The 13,517-nt window shown below is 55.8% G+C and carries 11 protein-coding genes; 2 read left to right on the top strand and 9 right to left on the bottom strand.

Annotated elements, in window-relative coordinates:
• The first annotated feature begins 20 nt into the window (after positions 1-20).
• Positions 21-995, top strand: a complete 975-nt coding sequence (locus ACN08V_RS07070) for a hypothetical protein (RefSeq protein ID WP_419105024.1) — start codon at positions 21-23, stop codon at positions 993-995.
• 26 nt (positions 996-1,021) lie between these two features.
• Positions 1,022-1,963: a hypothetical protein gene (locus ACN08V_RS07065; RefSeq protein WP_419105023.1), complete on the top strand. Its 942-nt coding sequence runs from the start codon at positions 1,022-1,024 to the stop codon at positions 1,961-1,963.
• A 406-nt stretch (positions 1,964-2,369) separates the two neighbouring features.
• On the opposite strand, the gene gatB is transcribed toward ACN08V_RS07065, so the two are convergent.
• The 9 genes from gatB to ACN08V_RS07020 form a co-directional block, all read right to left on the bottom strand.
• Positions 2,370-3,869 carry an Asp-tRNA(Asn)/Glu-tRNA(Gln) amidotransferase subunit GatB gene (gene gatB, locus ACN08V_RS07060; RefSeq protein WP_419105022.1) on the bottom strand — a complete coding sequence of 500 codons (1,500 nt, stop codon included), beginning with the start codon at positions 3,867-3,869 and terminating at the stop codon, positions 2,370-2,372.
• The gene (gene gatA / locus ACN08V_RS07055) at positions 3,870-5,459 is read right to left on the bottom strand and encodes an Asp-tRNA(Asn)/Glu-tRNA(Gln) amidotransferase subunit GatA (RefSeq protein ID WP_419105021.1); all 1,590 of its coding nucleotides are present in this window, start codon (positions 5,457-5,459) and stop codon (positions 3,870-3,872) included.
• A gap of 9 nt (positions 5,460-5,468) precedes the next feature.
• A complete protein-coding gene (gatC, locus tag ACN08V_RS07050) occupies positions 5,469-5,765 on the bottom strand; it encodes an Asp-tRNA(Asn)/Glu-tRNA(Gln) amidotransferase subunit GatC (RefSeq protein WP_419105020.1) in 297 nt (98 codons plus the stop codon).
• 196 nt (positions 5,766-5,961) lie between these two features.
• A complete protein-coding gene (locus tag ACN08V_RS07045; RefSeq protein WP_419105019.1) occupies positions 5,962-6,669 on the bottom strand; it encodes a transglycosylase family protein in 708 nt (235 codons plus the stop codon).
• Between the two features lie 529 nt (positions 6,670-7,198).
• Complete coding sequence (gene ligA, locus ACN08V_RS07040) at positions 7,199-9,337, bottom strand: NAD-dependent DNA ligase LigA (protein WP_419105089.1); 2,139 nt, start codon at positions 9,335-9,337, stop codon at positions 7,199-7,201.
• 184 nt (positions 9,338-9,521) lie between these two features.
• Positions 9,522-10,598, bottom strand: a complete 1,077-nt coding sequence (locus ACN08V_RS07035; RefSeq protein ID WP_419099820.1) for a PP2C family protein-serine/threonine phosphatase — start codon at positions 10,596-10,598, stop codon at positions 9,522-9,524.
• Positions 10,595-11,722 carry an adenylate cyclase regulatory domain-containing protein gene (locus tag ACN08V_RS07030; RefSeq protein WP_419099821.1) on the bottom strand — a complete coding sequence of 376 codons (1,128 nt, stop codon included), beginning with the start codon at positions 11,720-11,722 and terminating at the stop codon, positions 10,595-10,597. The genes ACN08V_RS07035 and ACN08V_RS07030 overlap by 4 nt, the downstream gene beginning before the upstream one ends.
• A 280-nt stretch (positions 11,723-12,002) precedes the next feature.
• The gene (locus tag ACN08V_RS07025) at positions 12,003-12,476 is read right to left on the bottom strand and encodes a PH domain-containing protein (RefSeq protein WP_419105018.1); all 474 of its coding nucleotides are present in this window, start codon (positions 12,474-12,476) and stop codon (positions 12,003-12,005) included.
• Between the two features lie 99 nt (positions 12,477-12,575).
• On the bottom strand, positions 12,576-13,433 hold the full coding sequence (locus ACN08V_RS07020) for a biotin--[acetyl-CoA-carboxylase] ligase (RefSeq protein WP_419099823.1): 858 nt from the start codon (positions 13,431-13,433) through the stop codon (positions 12,576-12,578).
• Positions 13,434-13,517 lie beyond the last annotated feature (84 nt).

Below are 13,517 nucleotides of genomic sequence, written 5' to 3'. Positions count from 1 at the left end.
CCCTTGCATAAGTTACGACTATGACAAACAATATTTCAAAGGTCCCTCTGAGCATCACTCAGGAGGTCTTACTCTCCATTCTCAGTAAACCTGCTTACCGGGCTCAGTGGATGCCCTATGCTCAGAGGCAAAGGGGCTCTTTGGTCAACCAAAGAGCTGTAGCCACCTTCATCGCCTATCATCTCTCTGACGAGACTGGCACAGAGGTATCAGTAGAATCGCTCAAGGACCGCGTATCACGCGCACTCACGGGCTATCTACCCTCCGATTCAACGCTTCAGCTCTTTGCGTCCGCTTTTGGTTTCACTCTCTCAGAGCGCCAGGAACTACGCCAAGCCCTTTCGGCAGATACCTTCTCTCGCAGGGCTATATCCACTATCTCGGCAGATGAGGAAGAGCCACCAGATGCCCTAGAAAGAGCACGTTCAGACTATACTTCTTTGTCCACTATCATGATCTGCCATACGGATAGGGAGGGCCTTTTAACCAGCATCGACATTACAGAAGTGATCCAAGCTGACAGGGATCATGTCACCCGTATCCTACCCCGCTTTGAGGCCCCTCAGGCAGACTTTAATCTGCTGGAGGGGGGTCAGCTACAGGTGACCCAGGCACCGGAGAAGATCAAACCCCACGGGGAGGATAACACCCTGTGGGAATTGGTTATCCGGCCTCCTAGCCCCATCCGTAAGGAACAGATCCACCAGGTACGGTATCGAATCGATATCGACCCCTCTGAAGATCAGCTCATAGATAACCAAAATTGCATCACCCTGGGGCCTTTTGAAAAGGCCCGTTACAATTTCACCTTAGTGATTGATGGACAGGCGCCCCTGAAGAACATGGTCAAAAAAATCTGGGGACCCACCATCGATGAATCCGAATTGATTGATTCTTCTAGCCTGCCCGACCAGTCCTATCATTCCCTGTCCCTACCCATTATTCAGGACACCATTGTTGCCTACCAGTGGGAGCACTCCCACTCAGATTCTTAAGGCTTTGAGAGAAAGTCACTCTAGTCATGAATCATAATCCTGATTTTCCTTCCCTGGACGAGGGTGCTCAGCTACCGGCGCCCCATTCTTTTCGTGACCAGTCGGTCAAACTAGCCAGCGCGATTCTGCGCCAGGAGCTACTTTCGGCAAGCAACCGCGCTATCTGGTCTAAGCACACCGCTTCAGATGGCGATCCGCCCTCCCAGACTCTCTCGGTCAGGGCCATATCCAGGGCCATCGCCGCCCATTGCAAACACTATTATGGTCAAGACTGCTCCAGCAGCCGCTACAAAGACCGGGTCAGCCGCGCTATTCGCGGGGAGCATATCAGTCTTGACACCCTCAACCTTTTCACCGAAACCTTTAGTTTCAGCCCCTCCGCCAGCGCTAACCTCCATGAAGTACTGACCACAGGGATCGAGACGGATGAGATGCTCGGAATGCTCAGAGTGGTGCCCCAGGCATCTATCGTCAGTTCCTTCACTAGAGTTGATTTAGCCCCCTCAGATCAGGATGGGGAAGACCATGTCATGGCTCATATCAACGCCAAGCTCCTGAGCCTAGAGACCGGTTGCTCGGCCTTACTGCTACCGCTTTCAGCTACTAGCACAGTCACCGTCCGAGAGAGCAACTTCTTACTCAGCAGGCTAGAGGGTGGCCCGGAGTGGGTTTTTACTCCCATGCAGTACATACCACCCCTGCAAACCTTTATGCTCAGGTTTTCTGTCCTTATCCAGGCTCCTGCCGGTTCCGAGGGATTCCGAAAAATCCACTTCCCCTTAGCGACGCGCGTTCATTCCACCGGGATCCGGGTTGAGACGGGAGGGCAGAAAAAAGACATCGAAATTCTACTGGAGGGTCGCGGGTCCAAAGCAGACACAACTTTAATCCATGAAACAGTGGAGGACTACTCGTCCTGTTTTATCCCCCTACTCAGCGACGACTACCTGGTGGTTCGATGGCGCTAGCAGCTGCCTTTTCCCGGTGCTACATAAGAACGACATGGGCACTTATAGAATCAAAGCACCGGTTGAGGTAAAACGGCTGAGGCCCTCTTGAGGGGTTCCTCAGCCAGCCAGGAGGGCTCTAACCAGCCTGACAAACCGCAGGTGCTCACCTCATATCTGCAGGCATGCTGGTCAGCAGGATCTCTCCCCCCAGAGATCTGGCTCTCCTAAGGGCGGAACCCACCCGGTCACTGATTCAGGTAGTTTTGGTGCGATATAGCTCCTGAATCTCTAGGGCTTGTTTTTCAAGCCCAGCTCTTGGCCCGAAAGGTCAAGATGATGCCCCCTAGGGTATAAATGGTGCGAGTCAAACAGCCCACCTGCTAGCAGGTGGGCTGTTTGCTATTGAGGCCCCTCTTAGAGTCTTTTATACGGCCAGTTTTTCTAAAATCAGCTCGCGCACACGTCCGGCATCTGCCTGCCCCCGGGTTGCTTTCATGACCTGGCCAACGATAGCGCCAACAGCCTGAATCTTGCCGGCCCGAATCTTATCGGCAACATCGGGCATAGCTGCCAGAGCATCGTCGATAGCGGCGGTCAGCGCCCCATCGTCAGAAACAACAGCAAGGCTGCGCTTCTCGACGATTTCAGCGGGTTGGCCTTCACCATCAATGACAAAGCCAAGTACCTGGCGGGCAATCTTGTCGTTGATCTTCTGAGCTTCAACCAGCTTATTTAGCTCGACAACGGTCTGGGCAGTCACACCGGTTTCCGTCAGTTCAACTTCACCTTCCTTGGCGATACGAGCGATTTCGCCCATCCACCACTTACGAGCAACGGAGGCGGGAGCACCAGCAGCTACGGTTTCCTCGATAGCGTCCATAGCACCGGCGTTTACTACATCGCGGAACTCCTCGTCCGAGAAACCCCAGTCAGCCTTCAGACGGCGACGGCGCTCGGCAGGAGGCTCGGGTAGCTCTGCACGCAGGCGCTCAATCCATTCACTGTCGGTAACAACGGGAACCAGGTCGGGCTCCGGGAAGTAGCGGTAATCGTCGGCATCGGACTTGGGGCGACCCGATGTGGTTTCGCGGGTGTCCTCGTGCCAGTGACGGGTCTCCTGAACGACCTTCTCCCCTGCCTCAAGAACAGCCGCGTGGCGCTGAATCTCGTAGCGGACAGCACGCTCAACGGAACGCAGTGAGTTCACGTTCTTGGTTTCTGAGCGGGTACCGAACTCGGTGGTGCCCTTAGGCATGAGCGAGACGTTGGCATCACAGCGCACGTTACCGCGTTCCATCTTGGCATCGGAGATACCCAGGTTTTTGACGATTTCACGGATTGCCGCAACGTAGGCGCGGGCCAGCTCGGGCGCACGCTCACCGGCACCCACAATGGGGCGGGTCACAATCTCAATGAGCGGAACACCGGCACGGTTGTAATCCACCAGTGAGAAGTCAGCGCCCTGGATACGGCCAGCGCTACCACCCTTGTGGGTCAGCTTACCGGCGTCCTCTTCCATGTGGGCACGTTCGATCTCAATGGTAAAGACGGTGCCATCTTCCAGCTCGACATCCAATGACCCGTTGGCGGCGATGGGCTCATCGTATTGGGAGGTCTGGAAGTTCTTGGGGGTATCGGGGTAGAAGTAGTTCTTCCGCGCGAAATGTGAGATAGGAGCGATTTCGCACCCCAGTGCCAGACCCAGCTTAATCGCGGATTCAACAGCCTTGCCATTGACCACAGGAAGAACACCGGGCAACCCCAGCGAAACAGGGGTGATGTTGGTGTTGGGGGTGTCACCGAACTCGTTGGGGGCCGCGTCAAACATCTTGGTTTTGGTGTTGAGCTCTACGTGCACCTCAAAGCCAAGTACGGGGTCGTACTTCTCCATGGCTTCTTCAAACGACAGGATTTCGTCAGACATTTACTTAGCTCCCTCGAAGTCGAAGTCACGGATTAGGGTTTCAGTATCGGGTAGCTGCTCGTGCAGGTAGCCACCCCATTGAGAGACAAGCAGGGCTTCCAGGCCTGCACCTGCGCGGTAGAGACGGGCGTCCTCATGGGCAGGAGCGGTGAACTGGATACCCACGGGCAGGCCGTCTTCATCTGCTAGACCGGCAGGCAGAGACAGCGAAGGAACACCGGCTAGGTTGGTGGGCACGGTAGCGATATCGCCCTTGTACATAGCCATGGGGTCGCCCTTGGTCTTCTCACCCAGCTTGTAGGCGGTGGTGGGAGCGGTGGGGCTGATCAGTACGTCTGCAAGCTCAAAGGCCTTGGCGTAATCGCGCTGAATCAGGGTGCGAACTTTCTGGGCTGAGCCATAGTAGGCATCGTAGTAGCCGGCAGAGAGTGCGTAGGTACCCAGAATGATGCGGCGCTTAGCCTCGGCACCAAAGCCTGCTGCACGAGAAGCAGCCATGACGCGCTCGATGGTAATGTTGCCTTCTTCGGGCAGCTTACGCAGGCCAAAACGAACGCCGTCATACTTAGCCAGGTTTGAAGAAACCTCCGAAGCCATAATCAGGTAGTAGGCACCGATTGCTTCCTTGACGGAGGGCAGGGACACCTCAACGATTTCGGCTCCGGCTTCTTTGAGAAGTTCCAGTGACTCATTGAAGCGAGCCATGACACCGGCTTGGAAGCCTTCGCCGGTCAGTTCCTTGATGACGCCTACGCGCAGACCCTTGATGCCACCCTCAGTGGCACCTTCACGGGCTGCCTGAGCGTAAGCAGGGACCTGAACGGGCAGTGAAGTGGAGTCCTTGGGGTCATGCCCACCGATGACCTCGTGCAGTAGCGCGGTATCAAGGACGGTGCGAGCACAGGGGCCTACCTGATCCAGAGATGAGGCCATAGCAATGACACCGTAGCGGGAGACTGAGCCGTAGGTGGGCTTGACACCGACGGAGCCGGTAAGAGCCGCAGGCTGACGGATTGAACCACCTGTGTCGGTCCCCAGGGCCAAAGGAGCCTGGAAAGCCGCAACGGCAACGGCTGAGCCGCCGCCTGAGCCGCCGGGAATGCGATCCAGTGCCCAGGGGTTGCGGGTAACGCCAAAGGCGGAGTGCTCGGTGGTGGAACCCATCGCAAATTCATCGAGATTGGTCTTACCCAGAATAGGCATGCGCGCTTGGCGGAGCTTCTGGGTGACGGTACCGTCGTAAGGGCTTATCCAGCCCTCAAGCATGCGGGAGGCGGCAGTGGTGGGCTGACCCTTGGTGACGATCAGATCCTTCACGGCGATAGGGACACCGGCCAGGGCAGGCAGTTCCTTACCAGCGGCACGGTCTTGGTCAACGCTCCGAGCAACAGCCAAAGCTTCCTCAGAGTTCAGGTGCAAGAAAGCGTTCAGGCCGCTCTTGCCAGCGGCCCGGTTATCGGGGTCAAGCGCCTGACCATCGGTAGCAAGGATATGGTCCAGGTAGGCCTGGGTCACCTCAACTGAGGTCAGCTCACCAGCGGCAAGCTTTTCAGCAATTTCGGCTGCGGACAGTTTAATAATGTCAGTCATGCCTGCTCCTTAATCTTCGTTCAAAATAGCGGGCACCTTGAACTTGCCGTCCTCAGCGTCGGGGGCGCCGGAGAGAGCTTCATCAGCGCTCAGGGTCTCCCCTACAAGGTCTTCGCGGAAGACGTTCTTGAGCGGAATCGGGTGGCTGGTTGCCGGGATATCGTCAGAGACAGCATCAGAGACAGATTTAACGGATTCAACGATGATGTCGAGTTCAGCGGCCATGGCAGCTAGTTCCTCGTCAGTCATCTCGATATGAGCCAGGGTAGCTAGGTGCGCTACCTGCTCACTCGTAATTACAGACATAATCACTTCCACATTTTAGATAGAGGTTTTCATGGTCTATCTTAGCCCGCTTGCCTGCTTAACACGATTTCCCTGCCTTACCCAGGAGCTAAGAAACCCACGACCATGGAGAGCGCAGAAAAAGCTGTGGCCTACACCCTAGGGTGTAGGCCACAGCTACAGGTTTTATAACCGCTTGAAGCTAAGAGTTGAGGTCTTACTTAGCGGGGATGTTCAGTACCCAACCGATTTCAATGACGTTTGCGTCCTTGATGAGGTCGGAGTTAGCTGCTACCAGCTCGTCCCAGCCGTTGAAGCCGTGAGCGTAGGCGATAGCGGAAAGGGTGTCACCGGCAACAACGGTGTAGGTCTGACCTGCGGGTGCAGCCTCAACAACGGGAGCTGCTTCAACGACAGGAGCTGCTTCAACAACAGGAGCAGCCTCAACAACGGGAGCTGCTTCAACAACAGGTGCAGCCTCAACAACGGGAGCTGCTTCAACAACAGGAGCAGCAACTTCGGTTACGGTGGTTGACTGTGCTGCCACTGCAGGAGTCTCAGCAACGGCTGCGGGTGCGCTACCGGTGCCGTAGGCGTAGAGGTTCAAGCGAGATGAACATGCAGGCCAGGCGCCCCAGCCCTGCATCTGCAGGAGGTTTTCAGCTACACGAATCTGCTCTGCCTTTGAAGCAAACTGGGGGCTACCGGAGCCACCTGCTGCTGCCCAGGATGAAGGGGTGAACTGCAGACCACCGTAGAAGCCGTTACCGGTATTGATTGACCAGTTACCGCCTGACTCACACTGAGCCAGAGCTTCCCAAGCTTCGAGGGGGGCAGCGTTTGCTGCGGGGGTAGCTGCCAGAGATGCGGCTGCTGCGCCACCGATTGCCAGTACTGCTGCTGAACGACGAATATTGGAAGACATGTAATGCTCCGTGAGGCCACCTTATGCTCTTTCCATCCCTGGACGTCTTCGCATTGCCGTCTACCCGTAATCGTAGTGGGATCAGTTGAGGCTATACCCTGTAGACGGCATCAGGTGTGCGGTACAGCCCAGCATGCGTTCACGGCTTCCACCGTGAACTATTGACCGCCCATTCGGACGATCGTTTATTGATTCGTAGATAACGATAACGTAACGATTTCAGCTTTGCCAACCCCAATTTGAGACACAACACAGTCAAAGGGCGCGACCCCCATCACCTCTGGAGGGTGCGATACACACACTTAAAGACAGGCTTGTATCACCCTTCACACCTTAAAAAATCCCTGATTTTTGGGGATATATAGGTTTTGTATCTGGGAGGCTAAGAGCGGGACAAGCATTTTTTAGACAGGTTAGAAGGTTCTTTTAATTTCTCAAAAAAATTTTCAACCCCTAGCCTGGCAGGTGGTTCTAGGTCACAAAAAGGTCACAAAGTCCAAAAACCCTGTGACCTTTCTGTAATTACCCTCTAGTGGGTAGGTTCGCTTGCACCCGCCAGAAGCGCACGGAACCCAGCCTCGTCCAACACAGGGACACCAAGCTGTTCAGCCTTATCCAGCTTAGAGCCAGCTGAAGCCCCTGCCACCAGGTAACTTGTCTTCTTAGAAATCGATCCAGATGCCTTGCCGCCACGAATGATAATCGCTTCCTTTGCGCTATCGCGGGTAAAGCCCTCTAGAGTACCGGTGACCACTATAGTCAGGCCCTCCAGCGTCCTCTCAATTGCGGTGTCTCGTTCGTCCTCCATGCGGACCCCAGCAGCAGCCCAACGCTCAAGGATCTCCAGATGCCAGTCCTCACCAAACCATTCCATGAGGGAACGAGCAATAATTGCCCCTACCCCATCTACATGCGCCAACTCTTCTTCACTGGCCGCCCTGATAGCATCCATTGAACCGAACTCTGTGGCCAGGGCACGAGCCGCAGTGGGCCCAACATGGCGGATAGAGAGTGCAACCAATACCCTCCACAAGGGCTGACTCTTGGCCTTTTCAAGCTGCTCGAAGAGCTTTTCAGTATTGCGAGTGGGAGCGCTCGGCTTTTTGGCGGTGCCACGAGTGTAGAAATAAGGCACAAGTTCGGTAGCACCGGTAGCAACACCCTTGACCTTCTTCTCTCGCTCAATCCGAACATCAGCTAAGTCTTCGGCGGTGAGGTCAAAAAGGAAGGCTTCAGATACCAGTGGTGCCTGGGCAGGAGCGGCAGGACTGGTCAAAGCTCGAGCGGCCTCGTACCCCAGGGCTTCAATATCAAAAGCACCGCGCCCGGCCAGGTGGTTAACGCGCTCGGTTAGCTGAGCCGGGCATGAACGAGCATTGAGACAGCGAATATCGACGTCCCCGTCCTTAGCCGGGGCAAGAGGCTGACCACATGAGGGGCAGTCTGTGGGCATCACGAACTCCCGCTCACTACCGTCACGTAGCGCAACAACGGGGCCTACGATTTCGGGGATGACATCCCCAGCCTTGCGCAGCACAACGGTATCGCCAACCAGAACCCCCTTAGCTTTCACCACATCCTGGTTATGCAGGGTAGCCATCTCAACGGTAGAGCCTGCAACCTTTACCGGCTCCATTACACCGTAAGGAGTGACGCGCCCGGTGCGCCCAACGTTGACCCGAATATCAAGTAGCTTGGTGTTGACTTCCTCCGGTGGATACTTATAGGCAACGGCCCAGCGAGGCACCCGTGAGGTATAGCCCAGGCGCTCCTGGGTAAAAAAATCATTGACCTTAATGACGATGCCATCAATCTCGTGCACCAGAGAGTGGCGCTGATCGCCGTACTGGGCAATGAAATCGAGAATCTCGGCCCTGCCAGTCAGCAGCTGGGAGTAGGGGCTCACCGGCAGACCCCAGGCTTTGAGCTGGTCGTAGGTCTCGTACTGGGTGCTGATATCAAGCCCGGTGCGCGAGCCAATACCGTGCACAAACATACTCAGGGGGCGCTCGGCGGTCAAGGCCGCATCTTTTTGACGTAGCGAACCAGCCGCCGCATTGCGGGGATTAGCAAACGGCGCCTTGCCCTGGGCAATCATCTGCTCATTCAATGAACGGAAGTCAGCCGAGGAAATAAAGACCTCACCGCGAATCTCCAGCTCTTCGGGGTGGCCCTGCCCCGCTAATTGGGTGGGGATAGAAGCGATAGTCAGTACGTTGTGGGTGACGTCTTCGCCCGTGGTACCGTCGCCGCGAGTAGCGGCACGAACCAGCTTGCCCCGACGGTAGAGCAGGTTGACAGCCAGACCATCAATTTTCAGCTCGGTCAGCCAAGCCGGGGTCTTCCCGGTCATCTGCTGAGCATTAGCCTCAGCGCGGTCCAACCAAGCGCCCAACTCTTCTAGTGAGAAAACATCTTCCAGAGAGTACATACGGGCCAGGTGGGTTACCGGGGCGAAGGCGGCTGAAGCTTCGCCTCCCACCTCTTGGGTCGGTGAGTCGTTAGCTACCAGCTCAGGATACTGGGCTTCCAGCTTCTCAAGGTCCCGGTAGAGGGTATCGTAGGCAGCATCGGAGATGGTAGGAGCATCGTTCACATAGTAGCTTTGACGCGCCTGACGCACCCGGTCCACAAGCTGGTCATACTGCTCACGAATATCTGTGGGAATCTGCTGGCGCTCACCGCCGCTTGCTTGAAGCTCGAGGGCAGTTTCTTCGACAGAGGCTAAGTCTTTATTTTCACTCACGCTTCCATTGTGCCCTATAGGAGGGCTTGACCAAGAAAACCGGGCGTAGATATGGAACAAACCCCACGCAAAAGCCCCACCTGCATCTGCAGGTGGGGCTCTGTCATTAGCCGTTTATTTCACGGTGTAGGTCTTTCTCAGAGTGGAACTGCTCTTCTTCGGTCGTGGTTGTATGGTGGTAGTCATAACCGTCAATACCGGTCACAATCTGCTGGGCGGCGCTCTCAGTTAGCTCCTTGAGCTCATCGGCACGAGCTTGGGCATCCTCAGTTGTAATCGCATCGGCTACCACAACCGTGATGTTGTCACGTCCGCCAGCACGCAGAGCCGCCATCTGAAGCACATCCGCCGCATCTTGGGGGTGCTCAACGGTAGCTAAGACACGCGCCATATAGTTATGGGACAGCTCGCCGGAAAGCCCATCGGAGCACATCATCAGACGATCCCCCTCGCGGGCAGGAATTACCCAGAAATCAGGTTCCCAGTAGTTACCGGTACCCAGCGCACGAGTAATGACGTTGCGCCGGGGGTGTGTCAGCGCCTCAAGAGCAGTAATCTGGCCTGTATCGACCAGGTACTGAACCTCGGAGTGATCCACAGTAATCTGCTCAAGCTCCAAACCGTCGACAGGGCCGTTCGAGATAGAAAGAGCATCCTCGGTTTCTACGTCTTCACTGCGCACCAGCCGGTAGGTGCGAGAGTCACCCACATTGAAAATAAACCACATCTGCTGGTCCCCTATATGGGTGAGCCAGGCACCGGTCACGGTGGTACCTGCTCGTAGGTCCAGGGCACCTTTAATGGCTTCATCGGCTTCCCCGATGATCCCTTTAATCTTGTCTAGAGTCTTGAGAATCTGACGATTAAGCGCTGAAGTTTCTTTACGACGTCGGCGGAGCAGGCGGCTACCTGCATCCCCAGAAAGAGCCTCACTCGCGACCTCGGAGTCAAAGGCTTTTTCTTCTTCAGGGGTCATGCCACCGGGCAAACTAAAGATTGGAGAATAGGCCAGAGTACGAGTGCATAAGCGCGAAGCAACCTCGCCTTTCTCGTGCCCTCCCATTCCATCAGCTACCACGCAGAGAGTGCCAGCAACGACCACGGAGTCTTCATTATTATCGCGGTACTGGCCTACGTCAGTTGACTTGCCCGCATATACGGTGAGTTGTGGGGCCGGGGTCATTCGAAATCGATCTCCAGTTCGTTGCCTATGCCCGGGGTTATTGCCACGGGCCTAACATTACCGAACCCGCGCACGTTACGTACGCCCTGCGGGATCAGCACAAATCGTTTATCGTCTTCAAGCGCCTCAGCGGTTGAAGCATCGGTGAGCACAATTCCGGGCTCAGTCAAAGCTACCAGGCGAGAAGCCAGGTTAACAGTGGGGCCGTAGATATCGCCCAGACGGGGCAGAACCCGCCCCCACACAAAGGACACTCGAGCTTCGGGGAGCAGGGGGTCTTCGCTAATGAGCTTTGAGAGCGCCAAGGCGATACGAGCACCATCTTCAGGGGACTCTACCAGGTACATGACCTCATCGCCCACGGTTTTGATGATACGCCCGCCCCCCACAGCAATAACTTCGGCGCATCGCTGCTCAAAGTTCTTCACCAGAGAAGCCAGTTTGCGCTCGTTCATCTCACGCGAGAGAGAGGTATACGAAACAAGGTCAACAAAGCCAACACCGCGCGCCAAGGGCAAATCACTATCGGCCAGTGGTGCGCCGTCTTCCTCGTTGCGCAAAGCAAGGCGCAAAATCGCAGAGTTAAGCATGCGACGGTAGCCATAGACCGTAATATCCTCGAGGTCTTCAATCAGACGCGGGAGCAGGTTCAGCAGTTCCCCCCGGGCTTGTGTATCGGTCAGACCCCCGTGGATTACCATGTCTTCAACCAGGGCCTCTACCTGCCAGACAACCATGCGGTCCATCATTTGCCCGACCGAGCGGGTAATGGAAAGAGCGGCCTCTTCGGAGAGCTGGCCTTCTTGCACTAGAGAGTTCACCGTCTTAAGCGCCTTGCTGTCGGCGTGCGTGAAGTGCTCGTCATCATCCTTGTGGTTAGGGAGCCCCAAAGACCGCCAAATTTTACGGGCGGTCAGCAGGGAAACACCGGCTTCTTCAGCCACCTCCCGGCGTTTCATGGTCAGGTTATCACCCAAGAGAGCACGCTCAAGCTCTAGCACTCCCCGGCGGGCTTCGTCACTGCGGTAGAGCAGACTCTGGACGCGATTATGGGGGCGCCTGCTCCGGCTGCTTGCACTGCCGGTTTCCTCGGCTCTTTCGCTACCGGGTGCTGACTTCTCCACTGGAGTATTCCTTCTCTTCTCTCTGGCCTGAGCTCGGTGCCTCGCCATTATTACTAGCTGGACCCCAAGGGGCCTTCTTCAAGAATACCCAAATCGGTGTGACTTGGGCTACGACCGGCAGGGGTAGAGTTTCATTTACCTGCATATTCTATGCCCCCGGTCACTTTTTCAAAAACCCTACAGCCATATGTGGGCTCATCACAGGACTTTTTAGGCAAAAACCCAAGGCAACTCCTGCCTCGCTTGGTCAAAAGGGATACCCCTTAGACGCCCAAAGGTGCTAGCGCTCTAGATACTCTTCTTGAGCAGTGCGGATACGGGCACTAAATCTCTCGGGATCAGGGACAGCCCGCAAAACATGGCTGATGCCACGCCCATACACGGTCAAAGGAGCCGCCGCCACAACCCCCATCAAAGCTTTGTACCCCACGCTCACCCTCTCAATTTCATACAGGGGGACGCAAATGTCTTTCTTGGCAGATAAGCCCCGGCGAATGACCAGCCGATCACTGGTCAGCAGGTAACTGGTCAAAATCCAGGCTGCGAGGTACCTGACGGCAAGCACAGCCAGCACCAGAGACACCATAAGGGCCGGGTATGAGATCCAGGCCTGCACCGAGCCTAGCGCCGAGGAAAAACTCCACAGTGCCATGGCTACCAGCACATAGCACAGAGGGCGCACAAGCACGATCCCGTGAGCGCGCGTAGCGGTCAGCGTGTATTCATCTGGGTTGAGTGGTCCGCGTAGTTTCATCGCCTTTGAGTGTATCGGGGAAAGCTGAAAACATACCTCAACCCACCCTGAAAAGAGCCCTGTATATATAGGTATAAGTGATTGGGAACAGACCTCCCTTTACGCTCCAGCACCGTATCCTTCAGGTCGCACATGCACCACATCACCTACAGTGAAGCTGCGTTCCTGACCGGTAGCTGAGCGAACAACCAGTTGACCTTGGTCGGTCAGGTCTACACCGACCCCTCGGAAAATCTCCTCCCCCGGAAGGTGAATGGTCAGTCTGGAACCCAGGGTACTCATGGCGTCTTTGAGTCTCTGAATCAGAGTTCCTGCTCCCCTGTCAATCCCAGCATCAAAGCCTGCCGCCGCAAAGTCACGATAGTGCTGTTCAAACCGCTGGGCCAAGATGTTGAGAGCGCGGTTAAGATTGACCTCCTGTCCGGTTGCAACAAGAGTGCTAGTGGCAGTGGGCACCGGCAGCTGTTCCTGGTTGACGTTCAGGTTCATACCAATACCCACCACTACCGAGATGTTCCCTTCTGGCTCTATGACCAGTTGAGCAAGAACCCCGCAGACCTTACGGTTTCCCAGCAAAACGTCATTGGGCCACTTGATGGAGGGGCTTAGCCCACACAGTTGCTCCAGGGCATCACAAGCCGCCAAGGCCACCAGCGAAGTAAACCAGTGATACTGATCAGGCGCTACCTTATTGGCAGGGTTGGCATGAGGGCGCACCATAAAACTCGTTGCAAGGGTTGCACCGGGCGGAGCGACCCACACCCTATCCAGACGCCCCTTACCTGCATTCTGGTCTGAGGTACTCACCAGTGAAAGTTCACCGTAGCTACGCCGAGTCAGCGCATCGCCTACCAGAATCTTGCGGGCGTATTCGTTGGTAGACCCGACCCTGGTCAGCACCTCAACCCGGTCGTACCCGGTCAGGTTAAGCTCAGTTGCGCTGAGTTTGGCGTGCATGATGGGCCCTTCTAGCTTGGGGTATCTTCTGCCCGTCATTTTACGGCTTTTGTAGCTTCCGCCGTAAGAGGGGTGAGATACTGG

It is taken from the genome of Rothia sp. P5766, from assembly GCF_048513555.1.
In the GTDB taxonomy this organism is placed as follows: Bacteria; Actinomycetota; Actinomycetes; order Actinomycetales; family Micrococcaceae; genus Rothia.
The sequence above is the reverse complement of the archived record's forward strand: the minus strand, read 5'-3'. Positions and strand labels throughout refer to the sequence as shown.